The 16,643-nt window shown below is 44.8% G+C and carries 21 protein-coding genes; 8 read left to right on the plus strand and 13 right to left on the minus strand.

The genetic code is table 11. The features are described 5' to 3' along the window. Positions 1–58: 58 nt before the first annotated feature. Positions 59–781, plus strand: coding sequence for a pseudouridine synthase (locus GU926_RS01885; protein ID WP_232058401.1), 723 nt, complete (start codon positions 59–61; stop codon positions 779–781). A gap of 159 nt (positions 782–940) precedes the next feature. Here GU926_RS01885 and GU926_RS01890 read toward each other — a convergent pair whose 3' ends face one another. Continuing rightward, a complete protein-coding gene (locus tag GU926_RS01890) occupies positions 941–1,630 on the minus strand; it encodes a porin family protein (RefSeq protein WP_160688506.1) in 690 nt (229 codons plus the stop codon). 422 nt (positions 1,631–2,052) lie between these two features. Between GU926_RS01890 and GU926_RS01895 the strand changes: the two genes are divergently transcribed. The 7 genes from GU926_RS01895 (at position 2,053) to GU926_RS01925 (ending at position 9,785) form a co-directional block, all read left to right on the plus strand. Beyond that, the gene (locus tag GU926_RS01895) at positions 2,053–3,498 is read left to right on the plus strand and encodes an alanine/glycine:cation symporter family protein (protein WP_160688508.1); all 1,446 of its coding nucleotides are present in this window, start codon (positions 2,053–2,055) and stop codon (positions 3,496–3,498) included. A gap of 293 nt (positions 3,499–3,791) precedes the next feature. Continuing rightward, positions 3,792–4,814, plus strand: coding sequence for an alcohol dehydrogenase catalytic domain-containing protein (locus GU926_RS01900; protein WP_160688510.1), 1,023 nt, complete (start codon positions 3,792–3,794; stop codon positions 4,812–4,814). Between the two features lie 204 nt (positions 4,815–5,018). Next, positions 5,019–5,213: a hypothetical protein gene (locus GU926_RS01905; RefSeq protein ID WP_160688512.1), complete on the plus strand. Its 195-nt coding sequence runs from the start codon at positions 5,019–5,021 to the stop codon at positions 5,211–5,213. 550 nt (positions 5,214–5,763) lie between these two features. Further along, positions 5,764–6,249 (plus strand): hypothetical protein, encoded by a 486-nt coding sequence (locus tag GU926_RS01910; RefSeq protein ID WP_160688515.1) that lies wholly within the window; start codon positions 5,764–5,766, stop codon positions 6,247–6,249. Between the two features lie 935 nt (positions 6,250–7,184). Further along, positions 7,185–7,727, plus strand: coding sequence for a phospholipase D-like domain-containing protein (locus GU926_RS01915; RefSeq protein WP_160688517.1), 543 nt, complete (start codon positions 7,185–7,187; stop codon positions 7,725–7,727). Between the two features lie 103 nt (positions 7,728–7,830). After that, a complete protein-coding gene (locus tag GU926_RS01920; protein WP_160688519.1) occupies positions 7,831–8,940 on the plus strand; it encodes an acyltransferase family protein in 1,110 nt (369 codons plus the stop codon). A gap of 581 nt (positions 8,941–9,521) precedes the next feature. Next, on the plus strand, positions 9,522–9,785 hold the full coding sequence (locus GU926_RS01925) for a hypothetical protein (RefSeq protein WP_160688521.1): 264 nt from the start codon (positions 9,522–9,524) through the stop codon (positions 9,783–9,785). Positions 9,786–9,894: 109 nt separating this feature from the next. Here GU926_RS01925 and GU926_RS01930 read toward each other — a convergent pair whose 3' ends face one another. The 12 genes from GU926_RS01930 to GU926_RS01980 all read right to left on the minus strand — a co-directional run bounded on the left by GU926_RS01930 (position 9,895) and on the right by GU926_RS01980 (position 16,616). Next, the gene (locus GU926_RS01930; protein ID WP_160688523.1) at positions 9,895–10,176 is read right to left on the minus strand and encodes a MarR family transcriptional regulator; all 282 of its coding nucleotides are present in this window, start codon (positions 10,174–10,176) and stop codon (positions 9,895–9,897) included. Between the two features lie 85 nt (positions 10,177–10,261). Then, complete coding sequence (locus tag GU926_RS01935) at positions 10,262–10,450, minus strand: hypothetical protein (protein ID WP_160688525.1); 189 nt, start codon at positions 10,448–10,450, stop codon at positions 10,262–10,264. Positions 10,451–10,490: 40 nt separating this feature from the next. Then, positions 10,491–10,904, minus strand: a complete 414-nt coding sequence (locus GU926_RS01940) for a hypothetical protein (RefSeq protein WP_160688527.1) — start codon at positions 10,902–10,904, stop codon at positions 10,491–10,493. A gap of 42 nt (positions 10,905–10,946) precedes the next feature. Beyond that, complete coding sequence (locus GU926_RS01945) at positions 10,947–11,177, minus strand: hypothetical protein (protein WP_160688529.1); 231 nt, start codon at positions 11,175–11,177, stop codon at positions 10,947–10,949. A 103-nt stretch (positions 11,178–11,280) separates the two neighbouring features. After that, positions 11,281–11,550 carry a hypothetical protein gene (locus GU926_RS01950; protein WP_160688531.1) on the minus strand — a complete coding sequence of 90 codons (270 nt, stop codon included), beginning with the start codon at positions 11,548–11,550 and terminating at the stop codon, positions 11,281–11,283. A gap of 398 nt (positions 11,551–11,948) precedes the next feature. Beyond that, positions 11,949–12,962 carry a hypothetical protein gene (locus GU926_RS01955; protein ID WP_160688533.1) on the minus strand — a complete coding sequence of 338 codons (1,014 nt, stop codon included), beginning with the start codon at positions 12,960–12,962 and terminating at the stop codon, positions 11,949–11,951. Positions 12,963–13,388: 426 nt separating this feature from the next. Then, complete coding sequence (locus GU926_RS01960) at positions 13,389–13,931, minus strand: helix-turn-helix domain-containing protein (protein WP_232058402.1); 543 nt, start codon at positions 13,929–13,931, stop codon at positions 13,389–13,391. Between the two features lie 81 nt (positions 13,932–14,012). Then, positions 14,013–14,480, minus strand: coding sequence for a hypothetical protein (locus GU926_RS01965; RefSeq protein WP_160688535.1), 468 nt, complete (start codon positions 14,478–14,480; stop codon positions 14,013–14,015). A 2-nt stretch (positions 14,481–14,482) separates the two neighbouring features. Continuing rightward, positions 14,483–14,800 carry a hypothetical protein gene (locus GU926_RS01970; protein WP_160688537.1) on the minus strand — a complete coding sequence of 106 codons (318 nt, stop codon included), beginning with the start codon at positions 14,798–14,800 and terminating at the stop codon, positions 14,483–14,485. Positions 14,801–15,142: 342 nt separating this feature from the next. Next, entirely contained in the window at positions 15,143–15,901 is a 759-nt protein-coding gene (locus tag GU926_RS01975; RefSeq protein WP_232058403.1) for a site-specific integrase, read from the minus strand. Then, positions 15,898–16,245 carry a hypothetical protein gene (locus GU926_RS18435; RefSeq protein ID WP_232058404.1) on the minus strand — a complete coding sequence of 116 codons (348 nt, stop codon included), beginning with the start codon at positions 16,243–16,245 and terminating at the stop codon, positions 15,898–15,900. Before GU926_RS18435 ends, GU926_RS01975 begins: the two co-directional genes overlap by 4 nt. Positions 16,246–16,247: 2 nt before the next feature. Beyond that, entirely contained in the window at positions 16,248–16,616 is a 369-nt protein-coding gene (locus GU926_RS01980; protein ID WP_160688539.1) for a helix-turn-helix transcriptional regulator, read from the minus strand. Between the last annotated feature and the right edge of the window lie 27 nt (positions 16,617–16,643).

Genomic DNA, 16,643 nt, shown 5'->3' on the forward strand with positions numbered 1-16,643 from the left:
TGCAAGCTGTATCTTTGCGGACAACTCATTATTCATTTTTATTAACGCTTCGGCCCAAATGAAATCTCTCTCGTCTTCTCTTCAATATTTTGTGGTGCAGAAAGGAAGGCTTTCCAACAAAGATGCCATCCAAGCCATCTTGACGGGGCGAGTGTTGGTGAACGGGCAGAAGGGGCAATTACAACAGGCGTTAAAGCCAGAAGACCAAGTAGTGTTAGATGGTAAGGTCCTAAAAGAACCGCAGAAATTTCTTTATCTGGCCTACTACAAACCCCGCGGTATAGAATCTACCCTTAGTCTAAATATAGAAAACAACCTGGCCCAAGCGCTGGGCATGCAAGAGCGGGTCTTCCCCATAGGCCGCCTAGACAAAGAATCTGAAGGCCTCATGCTTCTCACCAATGACGGCACTCTCTACCACCGCATCGCCAACGCAGACCAACACCAGGAAAAAGAATACGTTGTGACGGTAGACAAACCGCTTACGCAAGAGGCTCTGGACCAAGTAGGCAGTGGCATTGTGATCATGGGCCAAAAGACCAGGCCGGCACAGGTTCAACAGGTAGGGCAGAAGACCTTTTCAATCGTCCTCACCCAGGGTCTTAACCGCCAGATCAGGCGCATGTGCTATAAGCTAGCCTATGAAGTAGAAAGGTTGGTACGGGTGCGAATAGTGAATGTAGAAGTGGGGGATTTAAAACCTGGAGAGTGGCGAGAGTTGGAGCCTGCGGAAAAAACAAGTTTGACCAAAAGGCTCATGCTTTTTAAAAATTCAGGCTAACGTTTGTGACAGAACTCAGAAAAGAGAACATTTTTTGTAGCTTTTGGAAAGAGGTTAACCTCATAAATGACAAGAGCCTTTCCCTTATTGGCATTGGGAAAGGCTCTTGAAAAATATAGTCTGAAGAAAAGGATTCAACCGAGGTAAATATAACCGGCCTTATTTGAATTGGTAGAACACTCCTATCTGGCCGGCGCGGGTACGAGCAGATTGGTCTGGGTAAAAGCCTTCTTTATACACATTAGATAAGCCCGCATTGTACCTGGCATCAAACCCAATGCCAGACTTGGTCAAATACCCAAACCCTACAGACCAGGATAGATTCACTTTCTGGATGTCGTTCTTCTCTGATTCTTCATTATACGGGTCTTCATATTTGATGCTTAACGCATAGCCCAGTTGCGGACCGGTTTGGATTCTAAAGCTAGAGCCAAACATGTACTGCACTAGCAACGGTACGTTTAAGAAGTTGAGATCTGTCTTTCCTTCATATGGGGCAATGGTTTTAGACCCTTTAAAATCGTACAGGGCGCCTTCTTTAGAATAGGTTAATTCCGTTTGTAGGGCCCAGTTATCGGCTAGGTGGTAGTGAGCCAGACCACCTACATGAAACCCCGGCCTTGGTTTGACCTTGTTGTCTTGCACCCGGTCTTCGTCATTGCTGCTGGTCCAGTTAAAGCCGGCCTTAACCCCCAAAGTTAAACGGTCTCTGAAGGTGGAGTTCTGCCCAAAAGCTAAAGGGGCGAGGAGGGCATTTAAAGCAAAGGCAGTGAATGTGATTAAGAAATAATTGCGCATGTTAAAAATCAGTTTCTGTTGGGTTTTGGTACCGGTTGGTGACCAGCACATAAATTGGGTTGGATAGCACTTCTACACATGGGCAATTCAATCGTGCAATGATAAAAGCGTGCCACCGTTGTCGCTTTTAAAGGAATTCAGGCTGGAATCTAGTCTTTGTCTAAAGCGGTTGCCTCCTCTAAGCGCTTTATCTATACTGAGGAAGGGGGAAGAAGGTTGAAATTTTAAAGCCGGGGCTTACAGCCTGGCCTACCAGCAGATGAACCAGGAAAAAGTTTGACTTGGCTAGGGAGCGGCAAGCTTTGCTTTGCGCGAACCTTGCCGCACTGAAAATGCGGAACTTGCATGCAAAACTGGCTGCAACGTCTTTAACTCCAAAGAATTTTTCCTTTCTTTACTAAGCCAAGAACCGTTTTTTTATAAAAGGCCTCCTTCGCGGCTAGTCCTATTCCTCATCTTTTTTCCCACCGCACATGGAAGAAATCATCACCAGCATCAATAACCTTGTTTGGAGTAACGCTTTAATCATTCTGTGTTTGGGCACGGGCATTTATTTTTCAGTGATTACGCGGTTTCTGCAGGTGCGGTACCTGAAGGAGATGATCCGGTTACTGTTCAATAATGCGGCCTCAGATACGGGGGTAAGTTCGTTTCAGGCGTTTTCCATGGCCATTGCCGGGCGCGTGGGCACGGGCAACATTGCAGGTGTGGCCACGGCCATTGCCATGGGTGGGCCAGGCGCTATTTTCTGGATGTGGATGATTGCGTTTTTGGGAAGTGCCTCGGCGTTTATTGAAGCCACGCTGGGCCAAATCTACAAAGAAGTGAAAGACGGACAGTACCGGGGCGGACCAGCCTTTTACATTGAGAAAGGCCTGGGCATGAAATGGTACGCGGTGGTATTTGCCGTGGCTACCATCATTAGTATGGTGTTCTTGTTGCCGGGCGTGCAAAGCAACAGCATTGCCCTGGGTATAACCAATGCCTTTCCGGTGCCGCCAGCCGTGACGGGAGGCGTGGTGACCTTGCTCTTGGCCTTGATCATTTTTGGCGGCGTGAAACGCATTGGCCGCGTAGCCGAAATCATTGTTCCGTTCATGGCGGGCGCCTACATTCTAATGGCGGTGATCATCATTGCGATGCACATCACAGAAGTGCCAGCAGTGTTTGGGTTAATCTTCAGATCAGCGTTTAACATGGAGGCAGGATTCAGCGGCGTGTTTGGCATGGCCGTGGCCTGGGGCGTGAAGCGCGGCATCTACTCCAATGAGGCAGGGCAGGGAACAGCTCCGCATGCCGCCGCCGCCGCCGAGGCATCCCATCCGGTGAAGCAGGGTTTGGTGCAGGCGTTCTCAGTGTATGTAGACACGTTGTTTGTGTGCACGGCCACCGCGCTTATGATTCTGTTCACGGGGCAGTACAATGTGGTGAACCCAGCCGGTGGTTTTCTGGTGGAGAACATGCCCAATGTGCCCATCGGGTCTGAGTACACACAAAATGCCGTGAACACGCATTTCCCCGATTTGGGTGGAGGCTTTGTGGCCATTGCCTTGCTGCTGTTCGCGTTCACTACCATCATGGCCTACTACTACATCGCAGAAACGAACTTAAGCTATCTCATGAAAAAGGGCACCAGCAAATGGGCCTTGTGGGGGTTGCGCGCCGCTATTTTAGTGGCCACCTTCTTCGGATCAGTGAAGACCGCCGAGTCTGCCTGGGCCCTGGGCGACATAGGGGTGGGACTCATGGCCTGGCTGAACATCATTGCCATTCTATTGCTGCAAAAACCTGCCATGCGCGCCCTGCGTGATTATCAAGCCCAGCGCAAAGCCGGCGTGGACCCTGTGTTTGATGCCCAGAAAGTAGGCATTAAGAACGCTGAAGAATGGGAACCTCAACCCGAGCTACAGAAAGTCTAAAGAGCGAACTTGTTGATAGGTCGCTTTTGGTCTGTTTCTTGGAAAAAACGCTAAAAACGACCTATCAATCCAATCCCAAAAGTAAGGCCATTTGGTGACCCGTCCTCCCACGTATCCTTTATAAAAAGGATTTTGTTTCACGATGTGCTGACTACGGTGGTTAACCCAAAGGTAAATTCTTGAACTGTCCGTACGCATTTTGAAGGGAATTTCTTCGCTCTCTCTGTAATCGGGTAGATGCATTTAGGAGCGGCTTTTATAGGAGTGATACAGTTTATTTAACGTTTTACATCATGCTCCAGCGCCAGATGTACCGCATGCCCAAAGCCGGTTCCATCCATCACCTCACCTTACAGACAGAGACGCTTGGTCCGCCGGCCGCAAGCGAAGTCTGCGTGCGGGTGCAGGCCGTGGGTCTCAACTTTGCCGATGTCTTTGCCATGCAGGGGCTTTACAGCGCCACGCCTGCGGGTTCCTTTATTCCTGGTTTGGAGTTCTCAGGCGAGGTCATAGCCGTAGGAGAGGGCGTCACTTCTTGCCAGGTGGGCGACCGCGTGATGGGTGTGACAAGGTTTGGTGGCTATGTGTCGCATATCAACCTCCACTTTGAATACGTGATTCCACTACCCTCTGCCTGGAGCTATGAGCAGGGCGCAGGTTTTCTGGTGCAAGGCTTAACGGCCTATTATGCGCTTAAGCAGCTGGGGAATCTGCAGCCGGGCATGACGGTGCTCATTCATAGTGCGGCGGGAGGCGTAGGTATTCTGGCCAACCGCATCTGCCAGAAATACGGCGCCTATACCATTGGTACCGTGGGCCAGGCTAGCAAAGTACCGTTTCTGCTAGAATTGGAAGGCTATAATGACGTCATAGTCCGGGGCAAGGAGTTCGGCAGGCAGCTGCAACAAGCCCTGGCCGGAAGACCCATGCACCTGATCATGGAATGTATTGGCGGCAAGGTATTGGCCCAGGGCTGGAAGGCCCTCGCGCCCATGGGCCGGATGGTAGTATATGGCAACGCCAGCTTCTCCAGCCACAGCGCCCGCCCCAATTACCCGCGCCTCATCTGGAAATTTCTGCAGCGCCCCAAAATAGACCCGCTCAAACTGCCCACCGAGAACAAATCCCTCATGGGCTTCAACCTCATTTACCTCTATGAACAGACCCAACTATTACACCAGCTATTGGCAGAACTGCAGGCGCTAGACTTGCCTCCTCAGCATGTTGGGCATGTGTTTCCATACCAAGACATGCACCAGGCTATTCATTTGTTCCAACTAGGACGAACCACGGGAAAGGTAGTGGTGACCTGGTAAATTCTGCAAACCTTTGGTACGGTGATGGTTACAAAGAATAGCAAGGTTGTTTCAGCTTCTCATTGTTTCTTGCCATTCTTCCCTTTGACACAGAAGCCGCTTGATATTTTTAGCAAATAAAATAGGCGGCCTGCATACTAATTGGCTCAGTATTTGAGTTATGTAACCTGTAGTCAAGTATTAACTTCTACTTTAACCCTGCCCATGCAAACTGAACATAGCGTGAACATATCATCTTCAGAGACAGAAGAAGCCATTTGGACCCTCTTAGACTTACCCGGCGCCCAGGTTGCCATTGTGGAAGATGGTGGAGAAATAAAGGAAGAAAAGCTGACCAACTTTTATGAAAGCTTCAGTGCTGCCTTGGATTTAACCGAACCTGATGACATCTTAGAATAAATAGCCGCGATTAGGGTAGCGTCGTTTTTGGCTAGTTTTGGGTGAAATACGCCAAAAACAGAAAATCCCCGGTCTATTCCAGACCGGGGATTTTCTGTTGTATACCTTTCCGAAAATGAAAGCCGAGGATGAATTTTAACGACTTGAATAGTAATTTAATCGCCGCAATACTTCGTTGTAGAAAAGCAAAATAGAATACACTATGAGCACCAGATCAGCAGACCAACAAAAGAAACAGCGCCAAAAAGAATTTAAGGAACGAAAAGAAAACCAGGCGCGCCTAAAAGCTGAGGCAAAAATTGCGAAAGCCAGTCCACCCAAAGGTGACGATGAACCTAGTGAGATACGGGAACAGTAGATGTTATTTAGCTGATCAGCTTTAAAGAGCGACCTCAACTGCGCTGAATTTATTTGCCGATGCAGAAAGTATTGACATGTGTTAACAGGCTATAAATAAGGTAGTTAATTGGTTAGTGGTTTATTGAAGGAACAAAATAGGAACGTTTAACAAATAAATGTCCATTTATCACCACTTAAACCACACACTATTATGATGCAACAGGAAACACTTGCTTTCCCTTGGGTAGACTCTTACTTCGGTATTCCAGAGCCAGAGGCCACAGATTACGGCTTGCCAACTTCCTTTATCACTGTAGAGTATGAAATTCATATACTGTTTAAAGATTTGACAGTGGAAGTGCATACTATCAGGCACGATAGGCAACACCAGACAATCACCAAAGATGGGCGCGGACACCTGGGCATGTTTGACCCTCAGGATTTTTCAATGCCTTTGAAAGAGAAGGCATGGGGGAATAGCGACGCGATAGCTTTTGTCATCTACTATTCAAATACAAGCAGTTTGACCGGGATAAAAATAAAGAGCAAGGATAAGTGTCTTTGCGCCAAAGTCGGGCGCTTCAAATGGAAGTGGGTCTATTACAAAGATTTGCACGGCGCGTTGCGACAAACAGAGTATGAAAATGCTTTCATACCTGACAATGTTAAAATGAAAAACCCGCAGGCATTCAGATAATAATGGGCTTTGCAGCGCAGACCGCTTAAGGCAGGCGCAACGGCACTTTACATTCTTATATTAAATACTCATCTAAATTAACTATCCAATACATGGCTACCTACGATAGCGGCAACCCAACCAACAACAACAACAACAACAACAACAACAACAACACAGTAAATATCTACAATTAAAGCATAGACCCAGCCATGCTAGCTGAGATCATAGCCAACAGCAACAAGGAAGTGCTACTGAAATTAGAAGAGATGAGCAAAGAGCTGAGGGAATTGAAAGCTAGCCTAACCCCTTCATTCAACTAGAGCCAGACTATGGAAAGCCACAAGACAAGACTACTTAGACAAATCATAAATAATCCCCGCTTTAATTAATCTGGCTTTGCACTTGACCTTTATCCAGGCAAGAGCAACTAAGACGCCTCGGCTATGTTTACACAGAAGTTCAACGGTACAGCCAAGTACAGGAGCCTGAACGAAGCGGAAGAGGATAAGCTAGTCTCAGAACTACACGCACTGGCAGACCTGATAAACGAACTACTGCCAAGAAAGGCAGAGCTGTAGAACAAATAGAGCCGGCTATATCAGTGTGTAAAAAATAGTGGATATAGACAGAGTGCCGTTAAAAAAATGTAGGCGGGCGCCGGTCTTACAATCACCCTACCCAGTCAAAGTGAAAGCGTTTCGGGAATGACGGCAATGTTATTGATCTATATAGTAAGCCCAACGAGATAGGCTCAAGCTCCTTTAGCAAAACATTAGTAATCAGATCTAACATGAGGCTGTACTGAAAACACCTTCACATTGCTCGCAATAGGAGCGCGGGTAAGATGGGCCATTTTTTCAAATGACGCATTGCTGCCATATCGCATTGTAAGTTCGTTCTGTTATTATTTAATTTAAACTGGTAAGTTTAAAATTCATTTAGCACTACCACCCATGGAAATCTTCTTCTCAGGTATAAAAGCCATTATTGTTTCCCAGTTAGAATCAGCCTCTCAGAAGATTCTGGTAGCAGTAAGTTGGCTCACTGACAGGGAATTATTTTCCATTCTTCTGGATAAACTTAAAAGCGGAGTGCGCGTGTCACTTATCACTAGGAACGACTACCTTAACAACCACCCCAGTGCCCTGCCTTGGCAACGTTTCATCGAAGCTGGGGGAGAGCTTAGGTTCTGCCAGCCGGGCAAGATGCTGCACTATAAGTTCTGCGTGATTGATGGTCGTACTGCCTTGGCAACCTCTTACAACTGGACCTGCTTCGCGGGGGCCAACAACCGGGAGAACATCATGCTGATGGATGATCAAGCTACTATAGAATCTTTTACAGAGGAGTTCAACTTTTTGCGCCAGCAGTTTTCCTTAGAGACCAACCCCGCAAGGATTGAGATGCAGTCGGTCAGTGAGAAACTACACGGGTTCTATGAGACTACCATTGAAGCGGACGAGAGCAACCAAAGCTTAAAATTATTAGAATTGTAAAATAGATTCTCCATACTGATAAGGATTTAAAAGGGGAACATTCATTAGGGAAGCACAGCATTATGTACTTTTACAGTATGAAATTTTTTGGACTAAAATCGACATGGCGCAACAGATTCAAGGGCTTGGATATTCTACAGAAGCTAAAATGGGAATTGAGAATGGGCCAAGCCAACCATTGATATTGCCCTCCAATCCAATACCCTCCAAGAGAATCCTTGAACTGGACTGCACCCGGGGCATCACTGCCTTCATCGTGGTTCTGGTCCATTTCTCCAAAGGCACTGCTTACCGAGACTTCTTCTCCATCTTCGCTGGCGGGACGGATCTGTTCTTCATTATTAGCGGCTTCGTTGGGTTCAACCTGGTCCGGTCAAACCCCAAAGCCCCAGCCTATTTCAAGAGGCGGTTTGTGAGGCTGATACCGTTCTTCTGGGTATGTGTCTCCCTTACTTTTCTATTAGAATTCGCTTATCAAATTACCCACGGCACCTCGACTGCGCTTTTGATGGTCGAATACCTGACAAACCTCTCGTTCCTAAACTACTATTTTGGCCTCAGGTTCCTCGACGGGGTGTACTGGACATTACTTATAGAGGTACTGTTCTATGCATTGCTGGGCACACTGCTTTCCCTTGGCTGGGGCAAACAAATTGAAAGGATAGGCGCCGCTGCCATAATTTACATCCTTCTGACCACACTGCTCCCCCTTGGTCCTTTTGATGGCATCCACAAGTCAATCCTTCGCTATTTCCCGCTGCTGGTAGTTTGGCCGGCGTTTTATGCAGGCATCCTGTTCAACCGACTGAAGTATGACGGGGGAAACACTACCAGGTGGCTGTTGCTTCTGCTTAGCTATTCTATGGCCGTATTCGCCATCTCTAACTCGGATGAGATTCACCCAGTGACTACGGTCATCTCCATGACAGTACATGCGGTGATGACGACGGTCTATTTTTTGTTCTTCTACCTGTCAATCAATAATCGTATTCCCTTCATTGTAAACAAGGCGACTCTTTTTCTTGCGAGCATTTCCTACTGCCTTTACCTGATACACAACAGAATAGGGAACGGGTTTGTCAGACCCCAGATAAAATGGCTTCCAGAGCCCGCGCAATTTATCGGACTGACCCTTAGCATGGTCGTGGTGGCCTTTGTCCTAACCCATTTAATTGAAAGGCCATTGCTGAATAAAATCAAAAAAGGCACCTAGACGTAGATCATTAGATTATTTGATTATAAAATTTAAGGTTTTACTCTAAGAAAGTAAAGTTGGCATTGACGTACATTAAATTATGAGCGCCAATGCCAACAAGCCCAAAATAACTTACCAAGTTCCGCCTAAGCAAAAGCACTGCCCTGTCTGTTCTTCAGCTTAACGCTTTACATGAAGAATGGCAATAAGCGCACAGGCATCAGGAGCGCTCCAGATAAGAGAACATTTAATGAAGCTGTCCAGAAATGGGTAGACCAATGGGAGCAACGGCCTAATTTATCAGGATGGTACTTTGAGCAAATAAACTTCTGTTAATACCTGATAAGCTATAAAATTTGAATATTAAGGATTTTAAATATAACTTATAGAAAAAAAGGACAATGAAGTTTTCTCTTGTTATTGGCGATGTAGTAAGGTGGATAATAGGCATGTGCTTAATGTACCTGTTTATGGCCTATACAATGGCAGGCTTATTCTTAATTTTTGAATTTGTAGCTACCAAACTAAAACATCAAGGCACATAATTGTATCTCTTCTTTTGGTCATTCGTTTTTTGTGGTTTGATGCCTATAGTTGTTTTGATAGCTACCAAAGCAACTAGATTAGTCACTAAAATAATAAGGCAAGAGGAAATCTTTATTAAAATTACATCAGGGTTAGTGGCAATTTTCCTGCTTGCAATGACAATACTCTTTTGGTTTGATCAATATGAGATGAGCTTTGAAGCATTAGACCATAAAATTTTGAACAAATGGCTTATTTCTTTTTATCTTCTTACCCTCCTTATATTCCCATTTACCTTAGCTGATAATGCAAGCAGTAAAGTTGCGCCTTATAAGTAAAGTCTTTTTACCTTCTTTTGGGCTTATTCAAAATGGGAGGCCCATCTGCTAATAACTTGCACTGTTTCTTAAAGCCCTTTTCTAATCCATTAATCAGGCCCAAACCCTTCTAAGTTAAGTGTAGATAATACATAGGCTTCTCCAATGGCTTGATATAGCCGGCCTCTACAAACTGATTCACGGTATTACTCACACTAGACAGCCACAAGTAAGTGCACTTGGCTACCTTAATCTTGGTGACTCTATTAAGATGCATTTCGTTGAGGTAGTGAATTGCCAGCAATACGCGTAGCTGGTGCGTACTTAACCCGGTAACCGTACGAACGCCTACGGATGCCCCGTACGCGCTTAGAAGCCCTGAAATACCCTCTAGAAATGCCTGCTTGCTCATGGCTTTGCTTGTAAAAGAAAGATGTATGTAGGTGGGAATTGTAAAAGAGTGGTTTGGCCTAGTCCATTAACAGATATACACAAAGTCATTCCTTGCCCGCTTTCTTCTGTCTGGCTGCTTCAAATACCTTCTCTAGGTTATCCTTTGCCTTCTGTAGCCGTTCCTGCTGCATCTGCGTCCTTGCCTTAGCTCTCAGTATAAGGTCTTCTAACTGCCGGTAGTGTTTTGCTAGCTGCTCGGTGGTAAGCTCTGGTTTCTTCTGTTCTTCTTCCATCTTCTGGAGGGTAGTTATCCCTCACAAGATAGTAGAAAGATTAGAACCAGTAGCCGGCCCTTTTGCCTGATATGTTACCCAATCCGCCTAAGCCAATCTGCATAGTCTGGTTGAGGTCATACAACCCGCCGGCGCCGTAGTTGTTGAGCGTGCTTTGGCCTGGTAGCTTTGGCGTTCTACCTGTAATGGGGTCTTTGTCAAAGCCGCCGCTAGATGCATAGGCACCCACCGTTCCTAGGGTTGATAAGGCCCCAAATAAATTAGTAGCAGAGGCCTGCTTCAAGGCTGCTCGCTCCCTGTTCGCATTGGCTAAATCGCTAGCCTGCCATTGTGCGTCCTGCGCCAAAGCACCAGCTAACTTGTCCCTGGCCTGCATCTGAAAGCCTGCGGCCTGGTCTGCTAACTGGCTGCTTGCTTGGTTCGCCTGCTGGCCTAATTTCGTGATGCCGGCCAATACTCCAGAAGCCCCCGTACCCGATTGGGCGAGTGCTGCTGTTCAGTTTGCCATATTCTGGTTTATGCGATTTTCGGAACTGGCCTGACCGGGCATAAATGCCGAGCCTGCCTGTTGCCTACGCATGGCAAGCATCTCTTTGAACTCCTGAGGCCTGGTGTCTATGGGTTTAACTTTATTGGCGTTAATGCCTTGGATGCCGCCAGAAAAAGCCTGCCATAATCCAGGTGATGCGGTTGCTAATAAAGGTAATAGTGCTAGTGGTCCTGGCATGTCATTAGGGTTTAGGTGTATAAAGTAGTGTTACAACATATACGTTTTTAAGACTCCCCTAATAAGCTTAATAAACCTATCGCCCTAAATAAAAGGGAGATTACTAACAGCACTTTGAGAGCGCCTTCAACTCCTTTTCAATGCTGCTTTGTAACTGCTCAAGTGGCCTATTAATGTCAACCTTTGCAAGATTGTCTAACTGCTCAAACCCCTTTATTAGCCTTGGTAATTCATGCCGGGGCACATTGTTAAGAGAGGCTTGGAGATCAGTTCCGGTAGTCTCTTCAAAACTGATTTCGTCTATTTCGCCTTTTGGCGTGAACATATAGCAGTGGACGGCATAAGCCTTTTTAAGTTCAGAAGGAGTTAGCAAATATGGGTTTTGGGTTATGTCTTCTAAATGGTCTACTAGGACTTAGGGATTTCGATTTCACCGTCCCTTTTGAGAAAGTGCCTAAGTTCCGCTCTGTAGTACCTGGTTAACTCCTTGCACTCTGTAAGTGTCCTAGGCGAATACTTTTCGTCCTGGCTTATGTCATTCAGAAAACTGGTGAAATCAATGTACACTTGTAGCACCTTCTGAAGTTCTGATACTTGCCCAAGGGCGTGGTATGTTAATCTATTATCTGTACCTCTCTTGCCTAGTGAGTCTGTTAGCCTGTCGGACTTGATCACTAAGGAGAAATGAGCAGCCTTTAAAATATGCGAAGTCATGAGTATTGGTTTATTAAGGCTGGTTACTAGTAAGATGAGGGTGTTTGAACTTTTGGGCTAAGATTTCTCATAAGAGTATTCTGCTATGAACTTATTCAAGTAGGTGTGAAAGGTGTCAAAGTCTCTTGTCTCTGGCTTCCTTGCTAGGAAATATGGTATTAGCTTCCTTACCTCAATATCCTCTTTTAGGAATTCATCTATATAAGCAATAAAGCTGTTCTCTATCTCCTCATCACCATATTCTTTGGCAAGCTCGTACAGCGCATCTTTATTCCTTTTTAGGAAACTTAGTTTAGTGATGCTCTTAACTCTCTCGCCTTTCGTCTTGCCTTCTTTGTGCATATTGACTCTAGAGGCATAAGTGTTGTTAAGGAGTCTTATTAGGCTGTCCACCTTCCGTTGCTTGGCTTGCTCCACAAGTTCGGCCTCCTTTTGAGCTTTCCGTTCTGCTTTTTGCTGAGCCTCTAATCTTTTTCGCTCCGTTGCTTGGTTAGCCCTATCTATAACTAGTGCACAGAAGTCTTTTGGTGTATTTAATTCTTCTCCATCAGAAAAAGGAAAATCACCTGTAGGTGAGCCATCACCTACCATGTTCTCTTCTTCTCTTAATTGTCCTTGTATACCTTCCTTATAAGCTTCCTTATTATATTTCTTTTGTGTACTACTTTCAGCTAATAGTTTACTGAAATAAGCTAATAGTTTGCTGTATTCAGGTGATAGTTTACTGTTTTCGGTAAACTGGAAGATTTGAGGTATAAGCTCTATTACTTTGGCTAGGTCTACAGTAAAATAATGCTGTCGGGGCATACCTTTTATTTCAATGCCTATAAAGCTCAAGTCATGGAACCGTGCGATGATGGTAGTTAGCCTATCCTCCTTTACCCTGATCTCTTCAGAGATGCGCCGGCGCGAGTAGTAGAACTGCTTATACTTAAAAGCCTTTGCCTTTACTACGAACCAGTCAAACATGACAATCTCGGTAAGGTCAAAGAAGCCCGAGCAATACTGGAGCTTGAGGATATTAGTGACAAGTGGGTAGAACTCTTTAGGCTCTGCGTTAGTGGCGCTCATCTGGATTGCCCTCCTGTCTTATTATTTATCCACTGGAAGAAGGTGGCAAAATCCTTGGCAACGAAATAGAAGCCTCCTGCATTCTCTACTGAGTTCTGCGTCTCTATCTAATACTCGCTTTGGCGGTCTTCTCCAATCTTCACCTCAATAGAGAAATGAACACCTCTAAGGCAGGCGTGAATATCAGCCGTACCCTTCGTGGTGGTTCCTTTCGTCCATTTCCCTAGCTTCTCATTGTACTGCCCTTGGAGTTGATGCGTACAGCGTAACCCCCGTTAAGGCGTATATACTCCAGTATGCACGTAGTAAGGCCACTTGCGGTCTTGTCTGTGAACTTGGTAGGTATGAGGTAGTTTGGTGGGACATTTGGATATTGATCTTTCTTCTTAGATAAAGATAGCCGGGCAAGTTCTTTAAGGGCATCCATTACTTGCGTTGCCCCTCCTTGGCTTCTAACTCGGAAATGATTTGCTTTAACTGAATGATGGCAACATTAAACCTACCCGCGATATTCTTTAGGTCAGTCTCTGTAAAGGCCAGACTAGGAACGGCTTGCAGGAATTCTCTTAATTGAGTATCTTTATCTTGTTCAGAGAATAAAGACTTTTGAGGAGGGCTAATGTGCTTATGCATGGCCGTTAAGCCCTCCTTTCTTAATGTGGTGGTGGTATCAACAGTATTGGCGCCAGACTTACGATCCCTATTTAGCCATTCTGTAAGCTCCTGTTCTGAGAAGTAAAGCCGTTTGGTTTTCTTTATGTAAGGTATCTCATTCCGGCTAACAAGGCTGTAAATTGTGGCTGGGGCAAGCGTAAGAAACTCTGCGGCCTGGGTGATAGTGAGTAGCTTAGTGCTTTTATGTTCTCCAGCATTTAAAGCAGTTTCTGAAAAATAACTTGCTATCTCTTGTCTGAAGAGTTGCTGGAATAATAGACTAAGTTCATCAGTGGTTAATACGATAGTTTTCACGTGCCTCACTTGTTAAATAGTAGTAAGGCAAAGAACTAGGGTAACTGAATGGTAACTAACAGGTAACGGGGGTTACCAATATTACCTACTCATTTTTTTCATATCTGCTTCGTACGAGCTAGGTCTAGTTGAAAACTTAGTTTTTAAAGTACTTTTTTCGGTCCCATTTAACTGAATGAAAACAGCTTTTAAAAAGTCTATAAAATATCCCCTAATCGATTTAGTTGTGTAAAGTTTCTGGTGTAATAGGTAGTAAGTGTAAATAATTAATCTGTTTGGAATGTTAATTTGGCGTAGTCGCTTTATGTTTTCTGGGACTTCATCCTTCTCAACTAAATGGTAGGTGTATTCCAGAAGATTATGAAAATCTTCTTGCTCCATTATCTTGACTCCAAGGGGGTTATGGCCTGATAAGTAATCTAATGATGCTTTGACAGCTTCTTTCTTGTCTATCTTAATATTGCCCTCTGGGGCGTGTTTTTCTGAGCTTTCTATGTTGTTGATTTCGTTAAGGCCTTTACTTAAAAGATTCAAATACAGTAATTTCATCTTTAAGTAATAGAAATCTGCTGGTGTAAGTCATAATAGGCTTTATTAGACTTTTTAAAACCTAATCCATCTAACTCGTCCTCCAAGCTGGAAATTACACAACCAATATTAGCACATAGCATTGATGGGGTAGAGTGGAGTGATTTAAAGTCTTTCTTGTCTGAGAAACAGCCGTATATCCTGTACTCTTGAGTTGGTAAGTCAATATTTGCCCACTCTGAAATCGCAATCCTTCTTTTCTCTTGAAAGAATTCAACTTCCTCCAGTTCATTTTGAATGATAAGGCTCCTGTCTATGTCAAGGCCTTTAATGAATTTCAATAATTTAAGTTCTGCCAGATTTACCCCTGACGCAAGAAGTTTAGGCGCTTCTTGCCGATTTTTAATTTCCTCTTCAGGAGATTGAATATATTGTTCAAACCTTTCCTGCTCAGGCTCCTCATTAGAGAATATCCTCGCAAGTAATTGCTGTTCATGATACCTTTTAACGCTTGATTCTATTGTTGAGCATTCCCTTTCGACAAACTTGACTACATCAAGTTTTATCTATAATGCCTTAGCGTGAGATCTGTGATAGAAGTCAACCCTTGTTTTATCCGTATCTTGCATCAGTTTAATTTTATTTCAAAGCCGGTTGTAGTTGGTAGCTCGCCGGCTTTGTTTTTATAATACTAGTTTAATCTTGTTGGCCGCGTCCTGCTTGGCCTTGTCCATCACCTTAGCATATACCTGGGTGGTCTTTAAATCCCTATGGCCCATCATTTTTGACAAGGTGAAAAAACCTGTGCCGGAACTGATTTGCAGAATGGCGTAAGTATGCCTGAAGCTATGGAACGTGACATACTTAGCAATCTTTGCCTCGTTTACCCATGTTCTAAGCTGTTCTAGTAAAGTATTTGAATAGGTTAGGCCTTCAAGTACCTTCCCTGTCTTGCGTTCGCCTAAAAGCAATACCGCCTGTTCAGATATTGGAAAAGTCTCTGAGCCTTTTGTTTTCTTCTGCCTGAACCTTAAAGAATAACCGGTGGCCTCGCTGTGGTGTATCTCTTCCCAAGTAAGTTTTTCAATGTCTGAATAGCGTAGGCCAGTCAACGCAGAGAAGAGCGCCGCCTTTCTTAGTAAATCATTTGGGCAGGGAGTGTTTACTAATGCTTGTAATTCTTCTAATGTAAGGAATTGTCTTTCTGTTTCCTCTGGCTTTATGCTCCCCGCACGCTTGTCTAAATCTTGCAACAGGTGTCCTTCCTGGTAGGCTAGCTTAAGCGTTGCCCTGAAATTTCCATAATAAGAGACTGCTGTATTTGTAGAAATCTTGCTTTCGTTTCTTTGACTCTTTGCCGTTATTAGGTATTCCCTGAAGCCTTCACACTCCTTAACTGTCAACTCCTTTATAGGGTAGGTTTCACCAAAGTACTCAGTCAAGTAATATAAAAAGCACTCTGCCAGTTCTGTAGATTGGTTCCTGTTCTCTTTGCCAGTACCTCTTTGTAAAAAGCAATCAAGTCTTGTTGCTGTTCCTTAGCAGTCATAAAGCCAAGTTGCCCGGCCTGCACTTCAAGTTGTCTTTGCGCCCTTAGGTTTTCAACAAGCGCCTTTATTTCTTTGTTGTGGGTTCTTTCTAGTATGGTATAATAGGAGCCAGTATATTCAAACCTAGTCGGCTTGCCTGTGGTCGGGTGGGGGATGGGTGGGTAATAGTCAAGGCGTACACTTTCCCTATTGTCCTTCATTGGCTTAGTGCGGAGCTTTACTTTGGTGATCTTCATACTTAGGCTGTTTGAGAGGGATTAAACAAAGTGTCTATGTCTGTTCTTTTTATGAGGGTCTTTCTTTCTGAGAGCTTTACCGCACGTAGCGTTCCTTTCTCAATAAGATTGTAGATAGTCTGCCTGGAAGAGTTAAGCAGGATAGCAGTGTCCTTTATAGTCAGGTATTCTTTTGACTTCACCGCTTCTACCGGTTGGGCCTTTATCTGTAAGGTCTCTTTATTGCTGGCCTCTACCTTGGCTTCCTTTTGCTTGGCTTTATAAAGCCGTTTGGCGCAAGTGTCACTGCATGTTCTGGTGACTGTGGTCCTGGCCTCAAACTCTTTCCCGCACTGCTGGCAAATCCTCTGTACTCTTATGTTAGAACTCATGGCGCATAGGGTTAAGGAAGTATTAGT

Source organism: Nibribacter ruber, from assembly GCF_009913235.1.
GTDB classification, from domain to species: domain Bacteria; phylum Bacteroidota; class Bacteroidia; order Cytophagales; family Hymenobacteraceae; genus Nibribacter; species Nibribacter ruber.

What these genes read in the sequence shown, in the direction of transcription:
- GU926_RS18435 (WP_232058404.1), bottom strand. Translation starts at nt 16,245, where the DNA reads ATGAAGATCACCAAAGTAAAGCTCCGCACTAAGCCAATGAAGGACAAT.
- GU926_RS01905 (WP_160688512.1), top strand. Translation starts at nt 5,019, where the DNA reads ATGCAAACTGAACATAGCGTGAACATATCATCTTCAGAGACAGAAGAA.
- GU926_RS01890 (WP_160688506.1), bottom strand. Translation starts at nt 1,630, where the DNA reads ATGTGCTGGTCACCAACCGGTACCAAAACCCAACAGAAACTGATTTTT.
- GU926_RS01955 (WP_160688533.1), bottom strand. Translation starts at nt 12,962, where the DNA reads ATGAGCGCCACTAACGCAGAGCCTAAAGAGTTCTACCCACTTGTCACT.
- GU926_RS01935 (WP_160688525.1), bottom strand. Translation starts at nt 10,450, where the DNA reads ATGGAAGAAGAACAGAAGAAACCAGAGCTTACCACCGAGCAGCTAGCA.
- GU926_RS01900 (WP_160688510.1), top strand. Translation starts at nt 3,792, where the DNA reads ATGCTCCAGCGCCAGATGTACCGCATGCCCAAAGCCGGTTCCATCCAT.
- GU926_RS01945 (WP_160688529.1), bottom strand. Translation starts at nt 11,177, where the DNA reads ATGCCAGGACCACTAGCACTATTACCTTTATTAGCAACCGCATCACCT.
- GU926_RS01910 (WP_160688515.1), top strand. Translation starts at nt 5,764, where the DNA reads ATGATGCAACAGGAAACACTTGCTTTCCCTTGGGTAGACTCTTACTTC.
- GU926_RS01895 (WP_160688508.1), top strand. Translation starts at nt 2,053, where the DNA reads ATGGAAGAAATCATCACCAGCATCAATAACCTTGTTTGGAGTAACGCT.
- GU926_RS01885 (WP_232058401.1), top strand. Translation starts at nt 59, where the DNA reads ATGAAATCTCTCTCGTCTTCTCTTCAATATTTTGTGGTGCAGAAAGGA.
- GU926_RS01930 (WP_160688523.1), bottom strand. Translation starts at nt 10,176, where the DNA reads ATGAGCAAGCAGGCATTTCTAGAGGGTATTTCAGGGCTTCTAAGCGCG.
- GU926_RS01920 (WP_160688519.1), top strand. Translation starts at nt 7,831, where the DNA reads ATGGCGCAACAGATTCAAGGGCTTGGATATTCTACAGAAGCTAAAATG.
- GU926_RS01915 (WP_160688517.1), top strand. Translation starts at nt 7,185, where the DNA reads ATGGAAATCTTCTTCTCAGGTATAAAAGCCATTATTGTTTCCCAGTTA.
- GU926_RS01980 (WP_160688539.1), bottom strand. Translation starts at nt 16,616, where the DNA reads ATGAGTTCTAACATAAGAGTACAGAGGATTTGCCAGCAGTGCGGGAAA.
- GU926_RS01965 (WP_160688535.1), bottom strand. Translation starts at nt 14,480, where the DNA reads ATGAAATTACTGTATTTGAATCTTTTAAGTAAAGGCCTTAACGAAATC.